A 24,821-nucleotide genomic window follows, 5' to 3' on the forward strand; every position below is an offset into this window, starting at 1 on the left:
CTAAAAGTTGGGTAAAGGTAGAGATAATCTAGAGTCATCTTCAGAGCGTTTTTCTCCGATTAAGGCTTTTTTGCCCACTCTTTTGAACCTTATCTCTGCTGTGGGACCGCCAGAGATAAAAGGTAGTTCTTTATTCATAGACCTTGGAAGTAGCGACCTTGCGTTAATTGATAGTGGTGAGGTGGCTCTGATCCTTCGTGAAATCGTTCCTCTCCTAGAAGTTGCGCTTACTCATCGATCAGCCTCTTTGGAAGATCCATCCTTATTAGACAATGAGAGACTTGAGTTCTTAGGTGACGCAATCATCGAGGCTCGGGTCTCATGGTCGCTATACCTTCATTACTTAGATCGTGATGAAGGGTTTTTAACGCTAGCACGCTCTTCTTTGGTCAATACTGATGCTTTGGCTTCGATCGCTATCATGTTGGGATTGGATGACTTTGTAATTTTGGGTCTTGGAGAACGAGCAACTGGTGGCACAGGGAAGCGTACAATTTTGGCTGGCCTCTTTGAAGCAGTTGTTGGTGCTATCTATCTGGATCTAGGTGCTGCTTGTGCTTGGGAGTTGATCGATCGTACCGTTTTGATAGATGTTGAGAATATATCTCTAAGTGAGACGCTCTTAGATCCAAAGAGTCAGTTGCAGATCTACTTTGCCAAGGCTAGCCTAGCCATGCCGGTCTATGAGTCCACTAAGACCGGACCTGATCACGCTCCATTATTTGTCACAGATGTGATCTTGGCCGATGGACGCCGTCTAAGAGGTGAAGGTACCTCCAAGAAGGAAGCAGAACAAAGAGCGGCTCGAAGGGCGCTAGTGGATTTAGAGATCTTAGGTTAGACAGTGCAATGCCAGAGTTACCTGAGGTTGAGACCTTACTCCAAGGACTATCCCCTTTAGTTTTGGGCCGTAGAATTGAACGTGTAGAGGCACTTCGTGATCGAACGGTGCGCAAGATCGCCTCATTCGAAGACTTTGAGGCTTCGGTTGTCTCAACGCAAGTAGTGGCGCTAAGGCGATATGCTAAACATCTGATTGTCGATTTAGCTCGCAATCATGAATTCATCGGTCATTTGATTCTTCACATGGGAATGAGTGGTCAACTGCGCTCATCTGGCCTTACGGGAGAGGAGTCAGTCTATGTTCGTCACTCCAACTTTAGAGTTCACCTAGATGATGGCACGATTGTGGCCTTTATAGATCCACGAACCTTTGGTTGGATTGCATTTGACAGCTATGACGGTGATCCAATGCCTATTAGTTTGCGGAGGTTGGGACCCGATGCAATTTTATCTTCTGACCCCTTGGCGCTAATTAAAGCTCGTGCCACTTCGAGTTCGATTGGGATTAAATGGCAGCTTTTGGATCAGGCTCTAATTGGTGGAATTGGCAACATGTATGGCGATGAGATCTTGTTTGATGCCGCGATTGCGCCCTTTAGGACGCCCTCTACCTTTTCAGAGGAAGAATTTATCACTTTGATCACTTCGATAAGAAAGATTCTCACCAGAGCTATAGAGCTGCGCGGGTCGAGCTTATTCGATCGGACCTATCGTGATATCGCCGGAGAGATTGGTGCGGCACAGAAGTTCCATATGGCATACGCTAGAGAAGGCGAGCCGTGCCTACGATGCGGTGATCAAATCGTAAGAGTCGTATCCAAGGGCCGCTCCTCTTTTTTTTGTCGGATCTGTCAGATCTGATCGATCAGGAGCTGCTTTTGTGTTTGGTGTAAATGTATCTTTGCTCTGGAAGTTAGATAAATAGATGTATCTGAAGTCTCTCTCGCTACGCGGCTTTAAGTCTTTTGCAGACAGCTCTACCATTGAGTTTGCCCCAGGGATCAACGTTGTGGTTGGGCCAAATGGATCGGGCAAGTCCAATATCGTAGATGCCATCTCCTGGGTTCTTGGCACACAGACACCAAAGGCGCTTCGTAGTGCCAAGATGGAAGATGTCATCTTTGCGGGTGGCCAAAGCCGGGGAGCGGCTAAGTCTTCGAAAGTTACAATAGTCCTAGATAATGCGGAGCGACGCCTTTCTTTAGAATTGGCCGAGGTGGCAATAACACGTCATCTATCGCGTTCGGGCGAGTCAGGGTATGAATTAAACGGTAGGGACTGTCGTTTGATCGATCTGAGTGAACTACTACTAGATGCCTCAATCGGACGTGGCCAACACACCATCATCTCTCAGGGAAACCTAGATGTAATATTAGATGCTAAGGCTAGCGATCGTCGCTTGACCATAGAAGACGCCAGCGGTATCGCTAAATATCGAAGGCGCCAAGACCGCACGGCGCGGCGCCTCGGGGTCGTCGAAGAGGAGTCAGCCCGCGCACAGGAACTTTTGCGAGATATCAACCGGAGGATAAAGCCGCTAGAGCGTCAAGCAAAGGCGGCCAAGCGTCACATCGATTTGGGTGATGAGATCGCTCAATTGAAGGCATATATCCTAGGGTCACAATATCGTGAGCATCTATCGCTCTCACAAGGTGGCGATGAAGCCGAGGCGGTACTCAAAGAGAAGATCGATTCGCTAGGTGCTTTAGTGTTTACCTATCGCCAACGCCTCCAAGAGCTAGAGGCTAAGGCTCTCTTGATCGATGATTCCAAACTGATTGATGAGATGAGGCGACTAGATGCACTTTTGGCCCGAGGATCACTTACACTAGCGCTTGGGCGAGAGCGTGAGAAGCAAAATTTAGCCAGGATAGCGCTGCTTTCTAATCGATCGGGCATTATTGCCCTGGAGGAAAAGAGTAAAGCGCTCACTCTGACTAAAGAGGAGTTGCATGCATCGATTCTTCGAATGGGTCCCGAATTGGACGACCTCGAAGAAAAAGAGGCGGAGCTAAAGAAGCGGTCCTCACTCGTTAATATGGAGTCAGTTGCAACCTTAGAATCCAAAGAGCGAGAGATCTCGTCAGCTCAACGCAGCCTTTTCGCTAAAAAGAGTGAGCTGACAAGTGAGCTAAACGCCACCAAGAGGGAGTTCGATAGTGCTTCGCGCGCTATAGAGACAATGGACTCCCAGGGCACCAAGACGACCTCTCGCCTTGGTGAACTAGATAGCGCAATCTTGGCAAGTAGCGAACTTCTTGAGCGCGCAAACCTGCGTCTTGAAGAGATCGTCCCTGTGCTGAGTGCATTGGACCAAGAGATCGATGCTCGTGAAGGCTCCCTTTCACTTTTGCGGGAGGCTGGGGCCGAAGCGAATGCAATTTGGAGCACCCTTGAATCTGCACTGTCCAAGCTTCACTCTAAGTCGCAGCTAGAGACTGCTTCAACTGTGGATACACCTATAGGCGTGGTTACAGAGCTAATTGAGGTAAAAGAGGGCTACGGCGAGGTCGTAGAGGCAGCTTTAGGCTCTTATGGCTTGGGAGTGGTCGCCTCCAATCGTCAAAAGGGAGTTCTTGGCTTTCAAAAGATTAAGGAGTACTCCGATAGAGCGTTGATCGTTGCTGGCTTTGAGGGCGCGCAATGGCAAAGTCTTTCGTTCCGTGAGCTACCTCGATTGGTCTCAATCGGTTCGCTGATACTTGATGTTCATCCAGCAATTGCAGCTATTGTTGCAAGATGGATTGGCGATATTTACCTCTTTGAGGGTTCAATGGATGAGGCCGAAGAGATTGTGAAGGCGCATCCAGAGATAACATTGGTTACATCCAATAGGGATCGAGTTACCTCCTTTGGTTTTGAGGCTCCTGAGAATGCAGCCGTCGTCTCTCGGCGCGCGATCAATGAGGCGCGCGACCGAAAGGATCAGCTGCGCAGTGAGGTATCGACTCTTACCGGCGAAGTCAGCCTTCTAAAGACGAAGAGGCGTGGTATCTCAGAGGAGGTCTCTTCAAACCAGGCGGTCGTTCGTCGGTCGTCGATGGAGATTGAGCGACTTAGGGGAGAGCGCAATCGAATAAATGATGCTAAAGGACGTTTTGACCAAGATCAAGAGGCCTCGCGCCACTCCTTAGCTCGAGCTTTGATTCGTATAGATGAGCTAAATCTTGCCCTAGTTCCCATCGCCGAGGAATTAAAGGCGGTGGAGGAGGAGTTTGGGATGGTTCGAGGTGACTTAGATGACCATCGCGTTGAGCTTGCCAATCTATCTCGTTCGCGAGCAGCGCTTCGCCAATTGCGATCCCAATTGGAGGTCAAATTGGCTCGTTTGGGAGAGAGGTTGGCCGGTGTAGATGCGGAGCTAGCCCGAAATGAAATCGAAATCATACAGATGCAGGAGAAGTACGCCAGCGATGAGATCGAAGTCAAACGTTTGAATCGTTATGAGATCGGCTACCAGGGCGTAATTACAGAGGTCTTGCGGATTGAATCGTTGGTGAAGACGATCTCAACTGACACTTCTAGAGAACTCGATGAGGTCAATATCTCCAAGGCCCAACTATCCAAGGAGATCTCGATGTTGCGAAGCGAGATCGAAAGACTCTCTTTCGAGCGTTCTACTGCATCCGAAGAATTAGTGGCTTTGCACGATTCGATCCGTGAAGCCTCAATTCGTAGCGCCGTAGTCTCCGAACGAATTTGGCGGGAGCTTGAAATTGCCCCTGAGATAGCGATGCAGATTCCTATTTTGGCAGGGATCGAGCCGACTCAAGCAGCTTCAACTCTTCAAGCAAGACAAGATGAACTTGTTAGTTTGGGACCAATCAACCAGTTGGCTAAGGTTGAACTTGAAGAACTCTATGAGCGTCATAAATTTATTACAGACCAGTTGGCTGATATAAATTCGTCTCGTTCTGAACTAAGGAGCATCTCCCGTCAGATAGACAAGGAGATGAAAGAGGTCTTTTTGAGTGCCTATCGAGATATCGATAATAACTTCAGGGAGACATTTGAGCTGCTATTCCCAGGAGGAAGAGGTTCTTTGGTCTTGACCGATCAGGATAATCCTCTCGAAGCTGGCCTTGAATTCGATATCTCTATCCCCGGCAAGACACTTAGGCGACTACCGCTTCTATCAGGTGGAGAGCGGTCTTTGGTGGCTCTTGGCTTTTTATTTGCGGTCTTTAGATCGAGGCCCTCTCCCTTTTACGTCTTAGACGAGGTGGAGGCGGCGTTAGATGATCTCAATCTGTCCCGACTATTGGTACTTTTGGAGAGTTTTGGTAGTCATGCACAACTTATTGTGATCTCTCACCAAAAGAGAACGATGGAGATAGCTAACCGACTTATTGGAGTGTCGATGGCCGAGAGCGGCTCTTCTAAGGTTGTGATTGAGAATCTAAAAGCGCGACAACTGACCTTGTCGAGCCAAGATTGAACCAACGGAAGCGCAATCCCCTTCCGTAAGGGAGGGGGTCAAGCGACCCCATCCCTTCTTGGTCCTCCTTCTTTACGTCTAGGGAGTTTCTGGTTTTCTATGTACTTTCTCACCGTACTTTCTCACCGTACTTCTTCACAGTCTCTAATGGTGCTCCACCACAAGACACTATCGACCATGAGGGTGACCAGAAGTGGTTCCCCCACAAAGCATCTCGGACTTCCGGCCAGTTCTTTGGCTTGCTCTCATGGCTGCGAGCGTATTCATCAACATCACCAGCCTTGATAAAGCAACTTTAGCTGCGTTGGTTATCGACAGGTGAGCATGATCACCGTCTGTCTCAAAAGCATCGGAGATGGAATCAAAACGAGTACATACTTCAATGAGAGCGGATTTGATCTCGTTACTTACTCTGTTCGTCATCACATAACGGCGATATTTAGGAACCACTACAATGTGTGCATGAAATTGATATAGACCACATGCCTTGGGTTACGCCAATCATCGGTCATATAGTGCGCTATATCTTGCATTAATTGCTGCATTAATTACTGCATTAATTACTGCTACAGTAGTGATATATGGTGTTCAAGTCTACGCCGGATAATGAAGGTGCATCCTATAGGGCCGCTGTCATCTCGGTCACCTTGACAGGCGTATCGTATCGCCTAGTTCACGACTCATGCCACAGTCATGCCATAATCAAGACATAGCGCAGCACTGTCATGGAACCACGGCGTCGATTGGGTTCATGGCCCTAGGCGTCAAGGAGAGTGAAAAGCCAAGCGCTCTGCGAACAAGTACGACATCCAAAGGTTTCTCAACTCGCTAGACCGCCAAACCCATCTTTCCGAAAATCAAACCATTCTCCCAGCTAGTTGAGTATGTGGTCTTACGTTGGGACACTACAAATGCGTCGCAATGGTCTTGATCCGTTTAAGGGGATCACTAACTCCTAAGAGACGGTAGATCTCTTTGTGAACCGGCTCAGAAACACCACTAGTGCGGATGTGATAGACGACACCTTTATCTGATGTAAGAACTATGGTGGCTCGGCGGTGACTGTTGAGTTGCTCTTTGATGGTTGACCATCTTCTCTTATCGTTATTTTGCCTCAAGGTCAGCTCAATAGCACTAAGGAGGTGATAGGCAAGTACCGAGATGAAGAGGTGAGCAGCAGCTTCTGCTAGCGCCTTTTCTTTCCGTCGAAGTTCAGCTTCAATTCGTACTCTTGCTTTACGCTCTTTATCAAGCTCTACCTGGTGAGCCCTATTAGCAGCACTCTTATTGTCAAAGGCTGACTCTAAGGTATTTCGCCACTCCTCTAAATCTTCTGCTAGAACACCATTAGCTCTCAACCATGAACCGAGTTCGTGCTCATTCATAGCAGCTGTGTCAACAACAGCTTTGATCTTGTTGATCTTATCGCTAACTGCATTTGCACTGATCTTGCGCTCTGAGTTCCACTGGTAGACAACGTTTGCATTGATACCGTGATCTTTTGCGATCTTTGCAATAGCGCCAGCCTTCGCGGGCTCTGAGTTATCGAGCTCATATAGAGCCGCTACTACTTTATTCTTTAGTTCCGCAGGATACCTTTTCATGTCTATTCCATCTTCGCCCTCTTAGAAACAAAATCAAGCTAGGTGACAACAATCTTGGCAGAGAGGGTCTTGATGCGTCCGATACGCTCTGAGACAACTGTGGTCTTAGATATAGAACCCTTTGTGATTGAGGTACTCAACGAAGTGATATCTACTAAGAATCTCTCATTAGCTTGACTAGAGATCGCTGATTCCTTCTTGGATCTCCCCAAAGAACGACACAACACCACGGTTGTGGTGTTGTTGTTGGTGGAAGAGGTGGAGATGGAGGAGGAGGAGGTGGAGGTGGCGTTAGTATCAGTGTCGGTGCTGTCGCTCCTGGTGATTTTGGTGTCATCGGTGTCGGTATTCTTGCCGGTGGCACCATTACGGATATAGTCGTCAGTGTCGGTGCTGCTGTCGCTCTTGATGATTTTGGTGTCGGTGCTGCTGTCGCCCTTGCTGCTGCTGTCGCCGTTGCTGCTGTCGCCGGTATTCTTGCTGGTGGCACCATTACTGTTATTGTCGTCAGTGCCGGTGTCTTCTTCTAGCGTTTGCACTTGTCCTTGTACTTGTGTTTTCACTTGTCCTTGTACTTGTGTTCTCACTCGCCCGTGTGGCTTTTGTGGTTCCACTTGTAGCTTTTTCACCAGTACTGGGGATCCTTGGGCATCGTAGATCTCGGTGAAGCCTTCCATCTCCATGAAATGGCTTCGATAGAGACTCTTTTTGTTAGCTCTCTCAATTACTACGTAGTTGAGATTGCGCTTAATGAGAAGTTCTAGGTTTGCCTTGGTAGCAATTCCCCTATCCATCACAATGGTAGGAACAACATCCCCAAAGAGAGATCCATCCGATAGAGACTCCAAGGCATCAAGTACGCTAATGAGAGTTCTAGGCTCAGAGGTATTGCCCTCATGTATCTCTGAGTAGATGGGTAGTCCCCGGTGATCAACAAGTAGTGCCAGAGAAACTAATGTGCAATCAAAACGCTTCTCTTTGGAATGTCCATGTTTAGCTAGGGAGTTCCCCTTAGTAGAACCTTCGAAGTAGGTATTTGTTAGATCAAAGAGAAAGAGCCTGGTATTCGTCCTAAAGAGATCAGAGCTAGCTCTATAGAGTGCTGGCTCTATGACGGCTTTAGCGTCATAGAGCTTATCTGCAATTGCATAGACCTTATCCTTGTGAAACTTAGAGAGATCGGTAACCGTCAGTGTATTTGCTGGAAGTGACTGTTATATATTTTAGTTGCTATCCACTCGACCGGGGTAGCAATAAGTCAACTATCCCCGATTTATTTTCTCGCTTGTGTCAACTCCTCCCCAAGTAGATCGGTAATGGAGATTGGTTCGTCACAGGAGGGACAATATCCCCCTATTCCTACTCGAGCCATAAAGGTATTACACTCTAAGCAGCGTTGTTCTCCGAGGGATCGTTCACCACAACACCTACACTCATAGACGGTGAAGCCTCGATGTGACTTTGACCCTGGAACTGTGACTGGAAGAATGCTACCTATATCGTGACGTCGTCGATAAGCAAGAGCCCGACAAGCATCGGAGCAATAGGTTCTCCTCCCTGACAAGGGGAAGTTGCCTCCACAGACAGGGCACGCTATCGTGACGCTATCGTGACGCAACGGAGGTCTGGCACTCATGGCAGACTCGTTAGGTTCAAATCAGACGCTGCAGTGGTGGACTTTGATGCTGTCGTTGTCTGGTTTGTTGGAACAAGTGACGTAGAGACAACTGGCTTTCAGTTCCGGGTGTTGGCATTGATCCATCGTTTTGGATTCTTGGCTTTGGCCTCCTCGTAGACCTTGACTCGCTTGGCGAGGATCATGACATCTTCGCCGTTGTGTTTTTGGTTTGGGGTCACAAAGTTCAAGCCAGAGTGATGGTGCTCCTCGTTGTAGAACTGGACGAATCCCTCGATCCAGACCCTTGCCGCCATGAGGGAGGCAAAGCCATCGTGGGGATAGCTCGCACAGTACTTGACTGTGCGAAACATCGATTCCATGTGAGCATTGTCATTCGACGTCCTGGGACGTGAGTAGGAGGCAGCTATACCAAGTAGGTAACACAGTGCCACTAGGGTTGTCCCCTTCATAGGTGAACCGTTGTCTGAATGTAGTACAGAAGGAGCGAGTGAACCCTCATTCAAAGTGGCCCTCTTTAGGACAGTTGCTAGATTTTCAGATGATTCATTCTCGTAGATCTCATAGCCGACGATCTTCCTGGAGTACAGGTCCATAATGAAGTGCAGGTAGTAGAAGAGACCTTTGATAGGCCCTGGCAGGTAGGAAATGTCGGTGACCCAAACCTCACGTGGTCCCTTAGCTACATGATTGGGCTCAGAACGCCTACGAGGCAGCGCTACCCGTCCTCGTCGCTTATTGAGTCCCGCGTCTCCTAAGACCCGATAGAAGGTGGACTCTGATGCTAAATAGACTCCTTGATCCGCTAGAGCTGGGACAATCTGAGCCGGTGGCAGTGAGCGGTACTCAGGACTGGCGCACACCTTTAGGATCTCGGCCCTCTCTTGATCACTCAGGGCATTAGGTGGGGTTGGATAGACCCTGGTGAGTCGTTTATCCTCGAGGATCGCATCTGAGATCTCCTTAGGTGATGCTTTGGTGGCATCCACTCCACCTGCCTTCCTCCAACGCTCATAGGTGCTCTCGCAGATTCCCACCTCCCTTACTGCGCAAGAGAGGTTGACACCAGCGCTATTGGCCTCAGCAATGAGAGTTACGGCTCGTTGGCGCTCTGAGAGAGGGATCAATCTTCCCTGTCCCCCCAGAACGCCTGGGCTTTTCCCCGCAACACCAGCAGAGCCGCAGTTTCTGCTAGTGCCTTCTCCTTACGAGCAAGTTCTCGTTCTAAGAGTGTCACCTTTGCTCGTTCATTGGCTAAGTTCGCACGGTACTCCTTGGCAGCGATACTAGAGCGGTCATTGGCTTCTTGACAGGCCGACTTCCAGCTATCGAGATCCTCCGCAAGAATCCCATGTTCTCGCAGGTAGGTACCAAGTTCGAGTTCGGTCATGGATTCAGTTCTAACAACAATCTCGTACTTTGCCTTCGACGAGAGCGTAAGCGACGGATTCCCAGATGCTGAGAACTTGCCAACGGCACCAGTTCGTTTCAGTGACGCGTTCTGGGTGTAGAGCGTATTGAGTGGAATTCCTTCAGCATTAGAAAGCTCGGTAATAGCACCCTCTGGAGCATTTCCACCATCGCCTAGCTCTAAGAGCTTCCTCAGCACTCGTTCCTTTTGTTCTCTTGGGTATACCTTTTTCATGACTCCTCTATCCTCGCCCTATATATGACTGTAGTAGATTTTCCGGCAAAGACTCTGAGGGCTAGGGATGTTTAGCTAGGGAGTTCCCCTTAGTAGAACCTTCGAAGTAGGTGTTAGTTAGATCAAAGAGAAAGAGCCTGGTATTCGTCCTAAAGAGATCAGAGCTAGCTCTATAGAGTGCTGGCTCTATGACGCCTTTAGCGTCATAGAGCTTATCTGCAATTGCATAGACCTTATCCTTGTGAAACTTAGAGAGATCGATACCACATATCTCAGGTAGTGAAGAGTTGGAGTTGATATACGAATACGTCTTTCGATCAGATCCAGGATGAATAAGACGAGCTATTATCGTTGCCTTGGCAATGCCAAGAGATTCACCCGATAGACCTGCACTCTCTAGGATCTTATCGAAGCTAAGAGCTTCATAGAACGAGTTTCCTATGAGTTCTGGACCGATACTTCTACTATTGATAGTCTTAGCACTAGAGAGATCCACCATCTCAAGGTCAGCCTCAGTAGCTCTTGTTTCTTTAGCGGCTGCAACTTCGGAACGAATTGCATACTTAGTGATTGCTAGATCGACGTATCTGGCAATAATAGGATCTGATTCAAAGAGTGAGGTTACTCCAGAGAGTCTCTGGGCAATTGCATTGGCCAGAGCTGGCCACAATGACTTATCCAGGTCCAGTTCGGTCAAGGTCATTACTATACGTTGACGGGGACCTTTTTCACAGCGGTAGGACTCAACGAGTTGGTACTTACTGTAGCTAACGCCGGTCTTTTTATTAACTGTTGGAGTTTCACGGATAAACACAACAAGACAATAGCACCATGTCAGAGCTAATGCAAGTCATAATCAAAACTACTCAAAAATTAGGACACTACATTCGCGACCCAAAAAGACCTAATACCCATCTACCAGGGCATCTATAAATCGCCCAAGTCGAAAATCGCCCAAAATCCCCTCAAAAGGGACCAATTAGGGCGATTTTTCGGGAAATCTGCGAAAGATGGGTTAACGAAATGTCGGTGTTACGGTTGCTAGAAGGTCCCAATTGACCTTGCCACCGCTAAGGAGTGTTCGAATGCGGAAGTTGTAGAAGTTAGTCATGCCAAAGGCGACACGCTTTGTCACCTTGACCAAGTTGTTCATAGCTTCAGTAGGTCCATTGGTGACATGACAAGAGTGCCAGGCTAGGATCTCCTCTTTCCAAGATGTAAGAGTTCTCCCAAGGAGTGTCACCTCCCCTGACACCTAGGGTTGGGATTGTCAGCTCCTGTAAGTTCTAGAAATAGGCTGTCTGCATATCTACGTGCAAGGCTCGGGTCAGAAATGGTATATAGCTCCCTTAGGGCCTCTTTGGCCTGCCAAGCAGTAGCAACCTCATTGCCTGGATCACCGGCTTTGAGTAGTCCAACGAGCTTATCTTTGGCATAACTAGTCAATCGTTCATCTGCCATAGTTAGTAATCGTCGTATTCTATACAAAGGATCACCTGCTCTTGCGCGTGACCCACAGAGCTCGTTCTGAACTCGACGCCTAGTTTAATCGATTCGTTGGTTGGCCAGCTTGATCAGGTGAAATGGATCGGCTACAAGGGTTGTCTTTGGCAGAGCCTTTCTAAATACGGCTTTGTAACCACCAGGTAGATCGAGGGTTCCCCATTTAACTCCATCACGCCAGCTTTGTTCTTGACTTTCAATCCAAGCCTTTGGATTGGCTCCGCCTCGACCCGCTACAACATCTAAAGCTACACCACGTCTCACATCTAGAAATAGTTGTAGCCCAATTCTGTTTGTGATACTTACCTTCACGGTAGAACAAGACCTCGTCTAGTCCCAGAGCATCCACAGCACCAAAACGTGAAGGATCATCCACCAATGCAGCTCCATAGGCAACGACTGCGTCATTTATCGTATGCCAATCACAGCCAAGTTCCTTAGCCACACAAGAAACGCTACGACGCTGGGCTCCAACAGCATAAGTTGCCCATCTAGCCGCCCGATCACTTAGGCGAAGACGACCTTGTGGGTATTTGAAATTGAGCTATTTTTGGATCATCATCACTAAAAGAGAAGTTGGGGGCAGTGTTTGTTTGCACATCGCCATCTGTGCTTAGACCAAAAAAGAATAACCTTGCGACCAAAAGACGGTAGGTCTACAACCTCAACAACTCTGAGGCCATTATGGTGAACTTTGCCTTCAGCGGTTGGACATTGCTTTTGTGAATCAGAACACTCAATGTGAACATGGAGCGGTTCACTAAGATTATCTTCAACGCCTATCAAATTAATATCAACTAAACCAACCAAGATTTTAGAAATTGCTTTATGATCTTTTTCCACAGGGGCTCTCCATTGTGAGTTTTGTCAAATCCCATTCTGGCAGAACCCCTGTACCACTTCCAAAGCGACTTCATAAAAATGGAACTTTAACCTCTAGCCACCGTTAAATCCGAAGTGCCAGATAACCGTCAGGAACGATAGCTGAGAGGGGTTGCGCGAAAATATCATTCAAACAAAGAATGATATCTGTAAATAAATCTACAAATCTGAGCCTGAATCGCCTAATTGGTCTTCAACCTATATCGTGAATAAGCTAATTTAGAAATAGGTTCGAGGACCAACAAAGGTGGTCCAGAGACTCCGGCACGGTGGTCCAGATAATCTGGCATCGTCATGCAGGAAGTATTCGACTCGATATCCACTTTGTTAATTCTTCCAGCGTTATGTCATCTGAAGCAACTTTTATCATGGTCGAAACGATTTCGTCGTTCGCCCCAGTTTTCCAGGTATAGTTGTTTCGGTGCACGAACTCTCTAAGGCACACGTAACTAGATCTCTTGTTTCCATCTGGTAGTGGATGGTTTTTGACGAGGTGCATCACAAGAACCGCAGCTTTGAGGGCAAATCCCTGATAAAACTCGATGCCATCGAACGATGAAGATGGAGAATAAAGAGCAGACTCGGCAAGATCAATTCGTACAGACCTAGCTAGGACTTTTGCATCAATTCCGAGAACGGCCTCTGCGATTATAAGAAAATCTGCGAGATCGATATATCGAGTCACATTTGAGCAAGCTTCTCGAAAACATCCCGTTCAGCTTCAAATAAATTAGTAAGCCGTTTTTGAAATTCTGGATCTGCCCGGCGGGAATCGATATATTCATTTACGGCAACGCGGACAGCCTCCGAGACTGACAAGTTGTCGGTTCGAGCGACCAATTCAAGGGCCTCCGCCGTAGAGGCCTGCATTCTAACTGTCGTCGTTCTCTTAACCGTATTCATGACATCATTATAGCACTCCTTTGTATTCTGAGTCGACTGCAATATGCTTTAGCTTCCCGGTGAACGATACATCACCGAAGCTTCACCACGGCTCATTAAGCTTTCCCCTGTCTGCAGGGAAAGTTGCCACCTAGATTGATTTATGTTTCTAAGAGGGCGAAGTTGGAATTGAGTTGAGAAGGTATCCAGAGAATCTTGTTAATTGCCATTGGGAACTGCAAGTTAGCGGCCACGAAAAATGCACGCGAGCGGCCATCACTTTTGCATAATTTACCACAGCTCGCGTTTACTGGATATGTCTTTTTCTGTTCTTAGTAGATATTTCATTCGGTCCTTCTATGGACATTTCTTGTTGGGGAGAATATAAGCAACTTGTTGCGCGCTCTAGCTCCCTCTCTGCCAAGATTGTTGTCACCCTAGCTTGATTTTTGTTTATAAGAGGGCGAAGACAGTGAACCTTCTCACGATACGCGACACGACTCTCCCTAAATCAAAGGAGAATGGTAGTCATGGGAGAATTGCATCCAAAAGAGGCAACGCCTCGTAGAAAGTTTGACTCGGATTTCAAAAGTGACGCAGTCAAACTTGTAGAGATTGGAAATCGATCCATTAAGCAGGTGGCTAATGAGTTGGGTATCTCGGAGGCAACTCTTAATAATTGGGTCTACAACGCTCGGAGAGCAAAGAAGGCTAATGCCGGTGAAGGATCGGTTGTGGCCGACGAGATCGACCGTCTCCGCAAGGAGAACGAGCAGCTCAGAATGGAGAAGGAAATCTTAAAACGATTTTCGGCCTTCTGGATAAAGGACACAGACGGGAACTGATTTACCAGTTCATAGATATCCAGAAGGCCGATTTTCCAATCAATGTGCTCTGTAGGGTCTTAGCTGTGTCGCGTTCTGCCTATTACCGCTGGTCGGTGAGGAGGAAGTACCTCGAAGAGCTACATAACACTCGTGAGAATCTCAAAGAGAGGCTCCTTGAGGCATTTGTAGCTAACCGTAGGATCTACGGAGCACCGAGATTGACTCATGAGCTCAGAGATAGCGGTATTAACGTCTCAAGAGTGACCGTAAGTCGCCTGATGGCAGAGTTATCCATCACTGGCGCTTGTGGAAGAGCTAAGACGATCACGACCAGGCCAGATAGACACGCCAGGAAGAGTTCTGATCTAGTTGAGAGAAACTTCTCCGTCGATGAAACAGACAAGCTACGGGTGAGTGACCTGACCTACATCGGCACAAGAGAAGGCTGGTTGTATCTGGTGTGCATCATGGACGCGATTCAAGTAAGGATCCTTGGGTATTCGATGAGTGATTCAATGGACACCCAGATGTTCATCGATTGCCTCGATAAAGCACGATCTACCAGGGGAAAGGTATTGATGTCAGATACCATTTTTCGCATCGACCATGGATCTTAGGTACACAAGTAATGAGTTCAGGGAGATGCTACGACTCTCTCAGTTCTCCCAGTCGATGGGGAGCGTTGGGGATTCCTACGATAACGCTATGGCTGAGGCGCTATGGGCGTCATTGAAGAAGGAGCTCGTATATCGAATAAGTCTTCGACACCAGAGAGGAGGCAAGAATAGAGATCTTCGACTGGATCCAATGGTACAACCGGAAGAGGAGACATTCAAGTATTGGTGACATTTCGCCAATTGATTTTGAAAAGTCAGCTATGGTGAAAGCTGCATAGATAAGCGGAGTTCCGTGTCGCGTTTGGTGAGTAATTCCAGAAGATGCCTTTAGATCCCTCAAGAGTGATCTTGGACTTCGACCGGTCTATCATCAACTAGCTAGCCGAACTGCTGCTCACCTCTTCATCTCAGTACTTGCCTATCACCCCCTTAGTGCTATTGAGCTGACCTTGAGGCAAAATAACGATAAGAGAAGATGGTCAACCATCCAAGAGCAACTCAACAGTCACCGCCGAGCCACCATAGTTCTTACATCAGATAAAGGCGTCGTCTATCACATCCGCACTAGTGGTGTTCCTGAGCCGGTTCACAAAGAGATCTACCGTCTCTTAGGAGTTAGTGATCCCCTTAAACGGATAAAGACCATTGCGACGCATTTGTAGTGTCCCAACGTAAGACCACATACTCAACTAGCTGGGAGAATGGTTTGATTTTCGGAAAGATGGGCTAAGGTCATAGGCAAGCTCCAGCGCAAGATCAGCCAACACAAGATCAGCCGGTGCAAACCTGCCCTGGATCAAAGAAGTATATAAGACTGGTAACTGCGAAGAGGAAAGTCAACTCCCTTGACACCTAGGGAAGACAAAATCATCACTTTGTGACTTTGACCATCAGGTGTCCAACAAGCCGGCCAATCACGTCATTAACCACAACACCGCCACACTCATAGTTGGTGACGTAAGAGGGATAGAAAAACATAGTAAAGCCAAACGATCCATGGGTCGCCACGGTCGCCAGCAACTATCCCAGTGGTCAAGAGGCCCTCAGAGCAATACCTCAATGAGAAAACTAACTTAGAGATACAACCCCTAAACGAGTCATACTCTAGCCAAACTTGCCCCGCGTGCTTAAGACGCAAGCGACCATCAGGTCGGCACTACCGATGCAAGAGCCCTATCTGTGGGTTCAGCTGTCATCGAGACGCCCTAGGAGCAATAAACATTCTCCAGAAGGCGATATACGCAGAGTGCTCTTCAATTGGACTAGATACAACAATCTTAGTCACGTATCTTCGAGCTGAAAAACATTGGTCACTCAATCAACGCAAGACACACCAAAAGGTGCAGTGCCCTAAGGCCAGAGCCCGAAGTAGTGCCCAGAACCGGGCCTTGTCTGAGATATCTCAGACAGGCAAGCCGAAACTAGCGAACTCATCTACCAGTACCAATTCATTAGCACCAGACCAGTCGGTCCCGGTGGCGTGATGGGAGCGATGTCAGGTAACCCCAACCAAACAGACGGAGCCAGAAGCCCCGTCCGTGAGGACGGGGAGGTTCACCGGTAGCAGGTCCGCATTTGGTGAGATCACCTCACGACTTTAGTTCTTAGGGTTGGCTATAGCTTCGTGAGGATATTCAAATCATTCCTAGGGAGGCAATTTAGGCAATAGACTCAATCGGCGTGCAGACTGTAATTACACTTATGATTGTCGCGGTTGTGATCGTGGGCATACTCCTTTATCTGGGACCAATGAAGGCTAGAAGAGGCGGTACTATATCCAAGGGTGCTTCTAATCCGCAACTTAAAAAAGGAGCCACAGCTCCAAAGGGGCCATCGACGACAAAGAATCGTCAGGACGTTAAGACATCATCCAAGACACCGTCTAAACCCGCATCTAAAACTCCGCCAAGTACTCCTTCAAAGAGTTCACCAAAACCCCCAGCCAAGGCGACTGAGGTCCGTGTAAATCCAGATCTTGCCACCACCGATCTAAAAGGATCCAGGACCGAGAGGCCAGAAGCTCCCTCTAAGGACACTCCACCAAAGCCGCATGCAACTCCTAGCCTTGGCGATGCACTTGGTAGATCTAGGGAGACATTCGGCGGAAGAATTGCTGGGTTATTTCGCCGCGGTTCTTTGGATGACTCCTTTTGGGATGATCTCCAAGATGCGCTGATCCTATCGGACGTTGGTTTTGAAACTACCACCAAGATCCTTGAGGGTGCACAGGCTAAGGCTAAAGTCTCCAAGGCTAAGTCTCCAACCGAAGCGGTTGAGATTGTGCGATCATCGATGCTTGAGATATTATCTAAGGCCGATAGAGCTCTAAAAGTAGATGGCGACAAGCCTATTGTCTGGCTCTTTGTTGGCGTAAATGGTGTCGGCAAGACCACTACGATCGGCAAAGTTGCAGCGATGTTAGGAGATAGAAAGCTCTTATTGGCCGCCGCTGATACCTTTCGAGCAGCTGCGGCAGATCAACTGAGCTTGTGGGGCGAGCGTGCCAATGTGCAGGTGATTTCTGGTGCACCTGGTGCAGATCCCTCGAGCGTCCTGTTTGACGCGATCGCTAGCGCCAAGGCCCGTGACTTCGACATTGTGCTCGGTGATACCGCTGGACGCCTACAGAACAAGACCAACCTCATTGAAGAGCTCAAGAAGATATATCGAACTGTAGAAAAGGCTCAGGGCAACCTGGGTGAAGTTCTCTTGGTATTAGATGCAACGACAGGTCAAAATGGTCTCTCACAAGCCAAGGTCTTCAGTGAAGCCGTTGGAGTGACTGGCGTGGTCCTAACTAAGTTGGATGGATCAGCTAAGGGGGGAATTGCCTTTGCGATCGAGGATATCTTTCAGATTCCAGTAAAGCTGGTTGGTGTCGGCGAATCCATTTCGGATTTGATTCCATTTGACCCAGAGGCATACGTCGCCTCTCTCATCGAGCGGTCTTAATTGAGTACCGGACGGACGAATTCTCTCTATTGTTGATTGAATTCTCCCCAGGTTGCCATGAAAAGCGACTATTGACGGCGTTCTAGCGCAGGATAGTGTGGTTAATTGAAGATTACACCTTGGTGATTAGCTTTTTCGTTGCGGTCGATACCTGATATTGACTATCACTTCGTCTCTGAAATGGGACTGCGCCTTTGGAGATTTCAGATTTGGATCCTTTTGTTGATTCGTTTGCATGGATGCAGAGCAAAAGGGAGCATCCTTGGAGATTTTAGATTTGGATCGTATCTTTCCATAAACAATCATTGGCAAAAGTCGCTGGCACCAGGTGCAAATACCAGGTGTAGTCAAAAGAATTGCCGTATTTGGATCTGTGATTTGTCTCCTGGAACTTTGTGACTCAATTGATCCTGAATTTTATTTTTCGATCAATACAACTCACCGCTAAAGACAGTTCTGCATTGTTGGGTGCCGATCACAAGGGAGCCGCCTAATATTTTTATTAGAGGTTACGGGTTGCTTTCCTCTTTTAAATTTCGCAAGTTTCTCCTTTCGCTAGTTTATGATGGAGGTATTAGCTAGTTTAACTAATACCTAGATCGACGCTTGGATCGACAACTGGATCAGCCACTTAGTCCTGCTGTGTGCTTTGATTATGATCTTGGTAGGCCATGGCTCTTTGGCGGCGCCGGAAATTGAAAAACTCCTACCACTGCCAAGGTGACGGTAGGGATGAAGTTTTCACCTCCAGGAAGTACCTTGGCCCATAGGATTGCGCTGCCTTGATAGACTGCCTCCATGCTCAAGAGGCCAATAATAAGGTAAAATGGGTTTTCGGCCCAGATTAAAATCTGATTCAACTTGATGGTCTGGGAGCCAACTCCCCAAAACTAAAAGTATACATACGAACTTGTCGCTAAGTGGTGGAATCAGCCGAGGCAATGGGTGTGACTAGGGTAGACCTCAACCGCTGATTCGAAGGCGAAATAATAGCAACGCTAGAAAGAGTATTGATGGATCGACCTCCTGCGGAGCTACCCCTGGGAAAGGGCCCTAGTGAGGCGCCCGCACTTTGGTAGAGGTTTTTGGCATAAGGAAAAGCGTTGCCATAGGGGTTTTAGTTCATGAGCGACTAGCGGAGTTGGTCTTTCCTTGGTTTCTTTGAGGATTGCCTTTAGACACGAGTTCTTACAGGGATATTTATTCATGACAATCAATTCGCCGACCGCTTGTCCCTAGCCTTCGCATCCTTCTTGTAATACTGTTAGCGCAGATATTGGGTAACAGTAGCTGATCCTGGCTATGAGGTTGAAGTTTTGATATTTGATAGCTTTTTTATTAATGGCTACGTAACTGTAAAGCTTGAATACATCCCATTCGTATAGTGCCAGGGAACATCGCAAAGAAGTTCGTACTTTCCAGTTGCTAGTTTAAGCGTTATCCAGCTCCTAGAACCTGCCACAATTCCGCTACCAGCTCCAGCCCCGCATGAGGTGGATGCTTCGCCAAGGCTTTGAGATTCGTTTATCTTTCCGTTTTCAGCGACAGTTCTGGTCCCAATGCCTGCTGCTGGCATTGGCAACACTAGAAATTCGTGGTTCAGTGATCCATAGTTGCTAACCACAAATGTGATTTGACCAGCATGAACTATCGATGGGCTCGGATTCAGAGCCAGCATCATTATCCCATGTCCCATCATTGACCCATGTGCCATCTCTGAGCCTCCATGGTCGTATAAGCCAACCTGAACAACTTGTGCTGCTGGGTTTTGAGGCTGACAGCTCCCGCTCGCTGTGAGAGAGTGTATTGTACTTTGATGGGTCGACGAAGCGACACCATGGACGATAACTGTGGATGTACCAGCAAGAATAATGACCCCAGTGGCTATAAATCCTGTGGTTCTGAGTTTTAGATTCACCTTTTTCCTCGGAGTGTTTCGAGCGTTCTTTGATATTCGTCAGGGTTGATCTCTCCGTGGGCAAGACGATTTCGAAGGATGCCCTCGACATCTGCTATGCCTTGTTCGGCTTTTTTGTTAGTATTTTTGAAATGTCTTAGCGCGATTACAACGCCTAATGCCACTACCGCCCATAGCAAAATCATGGCAACGGCCATTAGGATCCACATTCCGCTTCCCCATCCGCCGCTTCCTCATCCACCGTTTCCCCACATGTACATCATCTAAATTCCTCCAGTGGTCCTTAATTCATTGATGCTACGATTCGAGCGACTCACCTACTAGAGGCATAGGTCATCGTTTGTTCCCCGAACGACACGAATAACAAGAGTTCATTGGAATGACTAGGGATTTGTGTCTAGCTAGAAATTATCCTTTGAATTAATTGGAGTCATCCTTCTTAGGGTCCATTTTCCTTGAAACGCCTTTAGGGACATAGCCATCTCGTATTGCGTGGGTAACTAGGAAATTGGATGGTCACTCGACCAACCCAAGCACCAAAGGAGAACCACTGATGGCTTAGCTCTCGGATAATTTCCGGTTGGCGAATATTGACCACTACTATCTTTTGGCTGGGTCGACTGGTTGAAAGCGGGGTAGCCAACCCGTTCATTTTGCGTTGTCACGGTGCAATTTAGGCTGACGTTGCGAGGGCTTATTGCAGAACCTCTTCTTTGAACTAGTTTGGATTGCATGCGCACCGCCTAAGACAATCCTCGATCTGTAGGTTTCAAGCTTGTTTTGGCCTGCACTTGATGCGATCCTATAGGGCGCTTGTTGTTGGGGCGCTTGTGTTTTGTTTGAAAACTAATTCGCACCAAGCAGATCCATAGAATAAATGGGAATCAAGTGCCGTTACTAAAGAATGGTCTCTTATTCTAATCTATCGGGGTTATAGTCGAAAAGACTTTTTGAAAAAATTACACTATTTCAGCATGATTAATTAGATTAGCTAATAACGTTACCTTAACTTTTTTCAATTGGCAAATCTGATTGAAAAAAGTAGCAGTGGATGGATTTTCGTTGTGGCTTTTTTGGCAGTGATCTATAGATTCCCTTTGAGGGAGTTGTCTATGGACCAGTTTAGGTTTATTTGGAATTTACCCATGATCTGAGTACTCGGTGGCTATATTCTGGCTGCTCTTTGTTGCCTAGGTTAGGTTGTGGCTCTTGTTTTTTTTCAAGCAGACGATTTTGGTAATGGTTGTTTTTGATATCCACATCAAGGGGATTGGGTTGTCATGACCGAAAACGAGATGCCACCGATCTCGGTGCTGACGTTGAATCCTGCGGTAGATATATCCTATGAAATTGAAGAGCTCCATGCAGACCAAAAGAACTATGCAAGGGTTACCAGGAATGATCCTGGTGGCAATGGCGTAAATGTTGCTAGAGCTTTAGAGCGCTTGGGCCTTTCGCCTCGCCATTTTGGCTTTTCCGCAGGGAAGATTGGCTTGTTGTTAAAAGAGCTTCTTCACGAGCAATTGGCCGATGGTCGCTGGATAGAAGTAGAAGGTGAGACCCGGCTCAATGCCACATTCATACAGGCAAGTCCGCCGGCTCAGTTTGAGATAACAGGGGTTGGTCCGTACATTCCTCCTGATGCAGCCGAATCCCTTAGAAGTCAATTTTTAGATCATTGTTATGGTGGCTATGGGATCCTTACGGGTTCTATGCCTCCTGGAATTCCATATGATTTTTATTCGAGGATGCTCGACGACCTAGACAAGGTTGGCGCTCGGTCGATTTTGGATACCAATGGCTCCCATTTGCGCTTAGCGATTGAGCACTGTCCATTTTTCATAAAGCCCAATCAACATGAGATCGAGCAATTTTGTGGTCGGCGGCTCCATGGCCTTGAGGATATTGCTATAGAAGCTAAGAAGATCCATGAATCAGGAGTAGCCTATGTTTGCGTCTCAATGGGTCGAGATGGTGCGCTCTTAGCATGTTCAGAGGGAACATTCTTTGGCTACGCTCCACGGGTAGAATGTAAGTCCAGTGTGGGAGCCGGTGATTCCATGGTCGGTGGAATGGTTACAGCGCTCATAAGGGGAATGGGTTCCAAGGAGATGTTGGCGCTTGGTGTAGCCTGTGGTAGTGGTACGTCGCTACGAGTAGGCACCGAACTCTTCATTCCTAGCGACATAGATCATCTGATTGATATGGTCAGGGTCGAATCAATCTTGGTTTGAACCAGCGGAAGCGCAATCGGTTTCCGTAAGGGAGGGGTCAAGCTACCTCGTTCTTTCTCGGTCTACCTGATTTCCCTCTTGGGAGTTTCTGGTACCCTATGTACTTTCTCACCGTACTTTCTCACCGTACTTTCTCACTTTCTCTAATGGTGCTCCACCACAAGACACTCTCGACTATGAGGGTGACCAGAAGTGGTTCCCCCACAAAGCATCTTGGGCTTCCGGCCAGTTCTTTGGCTTGCTCTCATGGCCGATAGCGTCTTCATAGACATCACCATCCTTGATAAAGCAACTTTGGGTGGATAGCTAATCAACAGGTGAGCATGATCACCGTCTGTCTCAAAAGCATCGGAGATGGAATCAAAACGAGTACACACTTCAATGAGAGCGGATTTGATCTCGTCACTTACTCTGTTCGTCATTACATAACGGCGATATTTAGATATCAATACGATCTGTGCATGTATAGCAAATGCCTTTTATGGTGCCAATCATCGATCGTATAATGGAATATAGCATCTAGCAAATAATGCTATTTCAGATGTAGAAATGGTTAGTAAAAGCCCACAGTACACAACGGCTATCGTGCCTATCTTCTTGACAGGCGTATCCTATCGCCTAGCTCACGACTCATGCCATAGGGCGGCACTGTTATGGAACCAACGCGTCGATTGGGTTCATGGCCGTAACCGTCAGTGTATTTGCTGAAGGTGACTGTTTTCCTTTATTGCTATCCACTCGACCGGGGTAGCAATAAGTCAACTATCCCCGATTTATTTTCTCGCTTGTGTCAACTCCTCCCCAAGTAGATCGGTAATGGAGATTGGTTCGTCACAGGAGGGACAATATGCCCCTATTCCTACTCGAGCCATAAAGGTATTACACTCTAAGCAGCGTTGTTCCCCGAGGGATCGTTCACCGCAACCGCTAAATACATAGACGGTGAAGCGTCGATGCGACTTTGGAACTGTGACTGGAGAATGTCACCTATATCGCGACGTCATCAACCACAACACCGCCAGGCTTATAGTTGGTGATGTGAGGGGTATCGAGAAAGATACCAAAGTAAAACGGCGCATAAGTCGCCATGGCCGCCAACAACTATCCCAGTGGTCAAGAGGAGTACAGGAGCGATATCTGCAAGAAAAGACCAAGCTAGAGATAGAACACCTAAACGAGTCTTACTCCAGCCAAACTTGCCCAGCGTGTTCAAGGCGCAACCGACCGTCAGGTCGGCACTACCGATGCAAGAACCCTAACTGTGGGTTCAGCTGTCATCGAGACGCCCTAGGAGCAATAAACATTCTCCAGAAGGCGATATACGCAGAGTACTCTCCAATTGGACTAGATACAACAATCTTAGTCACGTATCTTCGAGCTGAAAAACATTGGTCACTCAATCAACACAAGACACACCAAAAGGTGCAGTGCCCTAAGGCCAGAGCCCGAAGTAGTGCCCAGAACCGGGCCTTGTCTGAGATATCTCAGACAAGCAAGCCGAAACTAGCAAACTCATCTACCAGTGCTAATTCATTAGCACCAGACCAGTCGGTCCCGGTGGCGCGATGGAAGTGATGTCAGGTAACCCCAACCAAACAGACGGAGCCAGAAGCCCCGTCCGTGAGGGCGGGGAGGTTCACCTACGGAAATGACATTTGATCGGAGAGTTATTAAAGGCGTATTGACACATTGGTTTCTATGAAGGGTTGGGGCCCTTTCGAGCATTGACTAATTCATTAGCTCTGAGACCCTGAGGCTATCGAGCGCCTAAAATAGTGCTTGGACAAACTGCCATTTTTTGTCTCACTACTTCTCGTTTTGATTACAGCAATAAGATATTTCTCTCTGATCTTGTGAGAGTTATTCAGTTTGTTGACTTTCGGTAAGATCTGAAGGGTGCCCTAAAGGGCGATCTAAAGGGTAGTGGGCGCGGCAAGCTTTTTGCAATTGTACCCAAGTGCTGCTTTGGAACAAAGAATTGAGCCATATCGAGGAGTCTTACCTCTTCTTGGATCGTCTAAAGTGGATCTCCCTAGAAAGGCTACCTTCGGCGATAAACAATTTGAGTGCGAAATCAACGGTAATGACGTATTTCACTCTTGGTAAACTCTGTCGCTTATCTTGCGGAGGCCCAGTTCGTGCTAAGATAGTAAGGGTGTCTTCGCTCTCACCTGATACCACGGGATCGCCAATAAAACCAAAATACCGAGGCGTTTCGCATCAAGGGGCGTTTTTTGTCTTCATAGCATTGGGGATTTATTTACAGTTTGATGTAAATGGTCTATCCAATCACCTTATAACTCTCGTTTATTCGATATGTGTTACTGGAATGTTCGGAGTTAGTGCGCTCTTTCATCGTCATACCTGGTCGCCAAAGGCACGGCGTCTAATGCGACGTGCCGACCACTCGATGATCTTTTTAGCTGTCGCTGGAACATATACACCCGTTGCATTTCTAGCGTTGTCACCCTTTTCCCGCAATCTGATTTTGGCACTGGTATGGGGCGGCGCCATCGGGGGCATCGTCATGAAACTTCTTTGGATTGATGCCGCAAAGTGGTTAACTGCCGTCATCTATGTAGCCCTGGGCTGGGCCGCAGTTGGAATCCTTCCACAACTTCTTCATAATGGTGGTGGATTGGCTTTTAGCCTCTTGGTAACTGGAGGCATCCTATATACGATAGGTGCCGTGGTCTATGCATTCAAGCGACCTGATCCATCTCCCACGATCTTTGGCTATCATGAGATCTTCCATGCCTTAGTTATTGCTGCTGCCCTTTGTCACTTTGGGCTCGTCTTAGTTCTGGTGAACAAGTAGGCACACGTTTGATCGACGGTAT

General features: G+C 47.6%; 26 protein-coding genes and 3 pseudogenes. 13 read left to right on the forward strand and 16 right to left on the reverse strand.

Annotated features, from left to right (window positions below; genetic code table 11):
• Positions 1-7: 7 nt before the first annotated feature.
• The 3 genes from rnc to smc all read left to right on the forward strand — a co-directional run bounded on the left by rnc (position 8) and on the right by smc (position 5,281).
• Positions 8-841, forward strand: coding sequence for a ribonuclease III (gene rnc, locus ACIDITHRIX25_RS71490; protein ID WP_052606869.1), 834 nt, complete (start codon positions 8-10; stop codon positions 839-841).
• Positions 842-849: 8 nt separating this feature from the next.
• Entirely contained in the window at positions 850-1,704 is an 855-nt protein-coding gene (mutM, locus tag ACIDITHRIX25_RS71495) for a DNA-formamidopyrimidine glycosylase (protein WP_201732433.1), read from the forward strand.
• A 64-nt stretch (positions 1,705-1,768) separates the two neighbouring features.
• The gene (gene smc, locus ACIDITHRIX25_RS71500) at positions 1,769-5,281 is read left to right on the forward strand and encodes a chromosome segregation protein SMC (protein ID WP_201732434.1); all 3,513 of its coding nucleotides are present in this window, start codon (positions 1,769-1,771) and stop codon (positions 5,279-5,281) included.
• A 109-nt stretch (positions 5,282-5,390) separates the two neighbouring features.
• Here smc and ACIDITHRIX25_RS000000104130 read toward each other — a convergent pair whose 3' ends face one another.
• From ACIDITHRIX25_RS000000104130 to ACIDITHRIX25_RS71560, 13 genes and pseudogenes are all read right to left on the reverse strand, one after another.
• Entirely contained in the window at positions 5,391-5,489 is a 99-nt protein-coding gene (locus tag ACIDITHRIX25_RS000000104130; protein ID WP_160291899.1) for a transposase, read from the reverse strand.
• Positions 5,450-5,743, reverse strand: a pseudogene (locus tag ACIDITHRIX25_RS71505) (transposase); the annotation flags it as partial. The pseudogene ACIDITHRIX25_RS71505 and the gene ACIDITHRIX25_RS000000104130, both read right to left, overlap by 40 nt.
• A gap of 443 nt (positions 5,744-6,186) precedes the next feature.
• Positions 6,187-6,885 carry a hypothetical protein gene (locus ACIDITHRIX25_RS71510; protein WP_052606873.1) on the reverse strand — a complete coding sequence of 233 codons (699 nt, stop codon included), beginning with the start codon at positions 6,883-6,885 and terminating at the stop codon, positions 6,187-6,189.
• Between the two features lie 38 nt (positions 6,886-6,923).
• Positions 6,924-8,078 carry an IS1634 family transposase gene (locus ACIDITHRIX25_RS71515; RefSeq protein WP_201732943.1) on the reverse strand — a complete coding sequence of 385 codons (1,155 nt, stop codon included), beginning with the start codon at positions 8,076-8,078 and terminating at the stop codon, positions 6,924-6,926.
• Between the two features lie 80 nt (positions 8,079-8,158).
• Positions 8,159-8,521 (reverse strand): hypothetical protein, encoded by a 363-nt coding sequence (locus ACIDITHRIX25_RS71520; RefSeq protein WP_152625796.1) that lies wholly within the window; start codon positions 8,519-8,521, stop codon positions 8,159-8,161.
• Between the two features lie 98 nt (positions 8,522-8,619).
• Positions 8,620-9,648 carry an IS3 family transposase gene (locus ACIDITHRIX25_RS71525; RefSeq protein WP_201732301.1) on the reverse strand — a complete coding sequence of 343 codons (1,029 nt, stop codon included), beginning with the start codon at positions 9,646-9,648 and terminating at the stop codon, positions 8,620-8,622.
• Positions 9,645-10,166 carry a hypothetical protein gene (locus tag ACIDITHRIX25_RS71530; protein ID WP_201732435.1) on the reverse strand — a complete coding sequence of 174 codons (522 nt, stop codon included), beginning with the start codon at positions 10,164-10,166 and terminating at the stop codon, positions 9,645-9,647. Before ACIDITHRIX25_RS71530 ends, ACIDITHRIX25_RS71525 begins: the two co-directional genes overlap by 4 nt.
• Before the next feature lie 61 nt (positions 10,167-10,227).
• Positions 10,228-10,980 carry an IS1634 family transposase N-terminal domain-related protein gene (locus tag ACIDITHRIX25_RS71535; RefSeq protein WP_201732436.1) on the reverse strand — a complete coding sequence of 251 codons (753 nt, stop codon included), beginning with the start codon at positions 10,978-10,980 and terminating at the stop codon, positions 10,228-10,230.
• A gap of 201 nt (positions 10,981-11,181) precedes the next feature.
• Positions 11,182-11,409, reverse strand: coding sequence for a transposase (locus ACIDITHRIX25_RS71540; RefSeq protein ID WP_201732437.1), 228 nt, complete (start codon positions 11,407-11,409; stop codon positions 11,182-11,184).
• Positions 11,406-11,981 (reverse strand): annotated as a pseudogene (locus ACIDITHRIX25_RS71545) (ISL3 family transposase). Before ACIDITHRIX25_RS71545 ends, ACIDITHRIX25_RS71540 begins: the two are co-directional and overlap by 4 nt.
• A gap of 252 nt (positions 11,982-12,233) precedes the next feature.
• Positions 12,234-12,512, reverse strand: coding sequence for a transposase family protein (locus ACIDITHRIX25_RS71550; RefSeq protein WP_201732439.1), 279 nt, complete (start codon positions 12,510-12,512; stop codon positions 12,234-12,236).
• Between the two features lie 331 nt (positions 12,513-12,843).
• Positions 12,844-13,236 carry a type II toxin-antitoxin system death-on-curing family toxin gene (locus ACIDITHRIX25_RS71555; protein ID WP_052606769.1) on the reverse strand — a complete coding sequence of 131 codons (393 nt, stop codon included), beginning with the start codon at positions 13,234-13,236 and terminating at the stop codon, positions 12,844-12,846.
• A complete protein-coding gene (locus ACIDITHRIX25_RS71560) occupies positions 13,233-13,454 on the reverse strand; it encodes a ribbon-helix-helix protein, CopG family (protein ID WP_052606768.1) in 222 nt (73 codons plus the stop codon). Before ACIDITHRIX25_RS71560 ends, ACIDITHRIX25_RS71555 begins: the two co-directional genes overlap by 4 nt.
• Before the next feature lie 509 nt (positions 13,455-13,963).
• Between ACIDITHRIX25_RS71560 and ACIDITHRIX25_RS71565 the strand changes: the two genes are divergently transcribed.
• The 7 genes and pseudogenes from ACIDITHRIX25_RS71565 (at position 13,964) to ftsY (ending at position 17,829) form a co-directional block, all read left to right on the forward strand.
• Positions 13,964-14,278 carry a transposase gene (locus ACIDITHRIX25_RS71565; protein ID WP_052606767.1) on the forward strand — a complete coding sequence of 105 codons (315 nt, stop codon included), beginning with the start codon at positions 13,964-13,966 and terminating at the stop codon, positions 14,276-14,278.
• A 44-nt stretch (positions 14,279-14,322) separates the two neighbouring features.
• Positions 14,323-14,877 carry an IS3 family transposase gene (locus ACIDITHRIX25_RS71570; RefSeq protein WP_249685626.1) on the forward strand — a complete coding sequence of 185 codons (555 nt, stop codon included), beginning with the start codon at positions 14,323-14,325 and terminating at the stop codon, positions 14,875-14,877.
• 25 nt (positions 14,878-14,902) lie between these two features.
• Entirely contained in the window at positions 14,903-15,106 is a 204-nt protein-coding gene (locus tag ACIDITHRIX25_RS71575) for a hypothetical protein (protein ID WP_249685628.1), read from the forward strand.
• Complete coding sequence (locus tag ACIDITHRIX25_RS000000104135; RefSeq protein WP_502756207.1) at positions 15,063-15,155, forward strand: hypothetical protein; 93 nt, start codon at positions 15,063-15,065, stop codon at positions 15,153-15,155. Before ACIDITHRIX25_RS71575 ends, ACIDITHRIX25_RS000000104135 begins: the two co-directional genes overlap by 44 nt.
• 39 nt (positions 15,156-15,194) lie before the next feature.
• Positions 15,195-15,539: pseudogene (locus ACIDITHRIX25_RS000000104140) on the forward strand (IS1634 family transposase); the annotation flags it as partial.
• A 366-nt stretch (positions 15,540-15,905) separates the two neighbouring features.
• Positions 15,906-16,361, forward strand: coding sequence for a zinc ribbon domain-containing protein (locus ACIDITHRIX25_RS000000104145; protein ID WP_201732440.1), 456 nt, complete (start codon positions 15,906-15,908; stop codon positions 16,359-16,361).
• A gap of 196 nt (positions 16,362-16,557) precedes the next feature.
• Positions 16,558-17,829 (forward strand): signal recognition particle-docking protein FtsY, encoded by a 1,272-nt coding sequence (ftsY, locus tag ACIDITHRIX25_RS71585; protein ID WP_200891304.1) that lies wholly within the window; start codon positions 16,558-16,560, stop codon positions 17,827-17,829.
• Between the two features lie 1,345 nt (positions 17,830-19,174).
• On the opposite strand, the gene ACIDITHRIX25_RS71590 is transcribed toward ftsY, so the two are convergent.
• Together ACIDITHRIX25_RS71590 and ACIDITHRIX25_RS71595 are read right to left on the reverse strand one after the other, a co-directional pair.
• On the reverse strand, positions 19,175-19,747 hold the full coding sequence (locus ACIDITHRIX25_RS71590; protein ID WP_201732441.1) for a sulfocyanin-like copper-binding protein: 573 nt from the start codon (positions 19,745-19,747) through the stop codon (positions 19,175-19,177).
• Entirely contained in the window at positions 19,744-19,956 is a 213-nt protein-coding gene (locus tag ACIDITHRIX25_RS71595; RefSeq protein WP_052606762.1) for an SHOCT domain-containing protein, read from the reverse strand. Before ACIDITHRIX25_RS71595 ends, ACIDITHRIX25_RS71590 begins: the two co-directional genes overlap by 4 nt.
• Before the next feature lie 1,071 nt (positions 19,957-21,027).
• On the opposite strand from ACIDITHRIX25_RS71595, the gene ACIDITHRIX25_RS71600 reads away from it, so the two are divergent.
• A complete protein-coding gene (locus tag ACIDITHRIX25_RS71600; protein WP_052606760.1) occupies positions 21,028-21,981 on the forward strand; it encodes a 1-phosphofructokinase family hexose kinase in 954 nt (317 codons plus the stop codon).
• A gap of 143 nt (positions 21,982-22,124) precedes the next feature.
• Here the strand turns inward: ACIDITHRIX25_RS71600 and tnpA are convergent, their stop codons facing one another.
• A complete protein-coding gene (tnpA, locus tag ACIDITHRIX25_RS71605; protein ID WP_283770407.1) occupies positions 22,125-22,448 on the reverse strand; it encodes an IS200/IS605 family transposase in 324 nt (107 codons plus the stop codon).
• Positions 22,449-22,923: 475 nt separating this feature from the next.
• On the opposite strand from tnpA, the gene ACIDITHRIX25_RS71610 reads away from it, so the two are divergent.
• Together ACIDITHRIX25_RS71610 and trhA are read left to right on the forward strand one after the other, a co-directional pair.
• Positions 22,924-23,556 carry a zinc ribbon domain-containing protein gene (locus tag ACIDITHRIX25_RS71610; RefSeq protein WP_201732443.1) on the forward strand — a complete coding sequence of 211 codons (633 nt, stop codon included), beginning with the start codon at positions 22,924-22,926 and terminating at the stop codon, positions 23,554-23,556.
• A gap of 580 nt (positions 23,557-24,136) precedes the next feature.
• On the forward strand, positions 24,137-24,799 hold the full coding sequence (gene trhA / locus ACIDITHRIX25_RS71615; protein WP_502756208.1) for a PAQR family membrane homeostasis protein TrhA: 663 nt from the start codon (positions 24,137-24,139) through the stop codon (positions 24,797-24,799).
• The last annotated feature ends 22 nt before the right edge of the window (positions 24,800-24,821 follow it).

It is taken from the genome of Acidithrix sp. C25 (genome assembly GCF_904848545.2).

Bases quoted from the DNA above. Each gene is read 5' to 3' on its own strand.
- mutM (WP_201732433.1), top strand. From the start codon at position 850: ATGCCAGAGTTACCTGAGGTTGAGACCTTACTCCAAGGACTATCCCCT.
- smc (WP_201732434.1), top strand. From the start codon at position 1,769: ATGTATCTGAAGTCTCTCTCGCTACGCGGCTTTAAGTCTTTTGCAGAC.
- ACIDITHRIX25_RS71510 (WP_052606873.1), bottom strand. From the start codon at position 6,885: ATGAAAAGGTATCCTGCGGAACTAAAGAATAAAGTAGTAGCGGCTCTA.
- ACIDITHRIX25_RS71520 (WP_152625796.1), bottom strand. From the start codon at position 8,521: ATGAGTGCCAGACCTCCGTTGCGTCACGATAGCGTCACGATAGCGTGC.
- ACIDITHRIX25_RS71530 (WP_201732435.1), bottom strand. From the start codon at position 10,166: ATGAAAAAGGTATACCCAAGAGAACAAAAGGAACGAGTGCTGAGGAAG.
- ACIDITHRIX25_RS71560 (WP_052606768.1), bottom strand. From the start codon at position 13,454: ATGAATACGGTTAAGAGAACGACGACAGTTAGAATGCAGGCCTCTACG.
- ACIDITHRIX25_RS71565 (WP_052606767.1), top strand. From the start codon at position 13,964: ATGGGAGAATTGCATCCAAAAGAGGCAACGCCTCGTAGAAAGTTTGAC.
- ACIDITHRIX25_RS71575 (WP_249685628.1), top strand. From the start codon at position 14,903: ATGCTACGACTCTCTCAGTTCTCCCAGTCGATGGGGAGCGTTGGGGAT.
- ACIDITHRIX25_RS71595 (WP_052606762.1), bottom strand. From the start codon at position 19,956: ATGTGGATCCTAATGGCCGTTGCCATGATTTTGCTATGGGCGGTAGTG.
- ACIDITHRIX25_RS71600 (WP_052606760.1), top strand. From the start codon at position 21,028: ATGACCGAAAACGAGATGCCACCGATCTCGGTGCTGACGTTGAATCCT.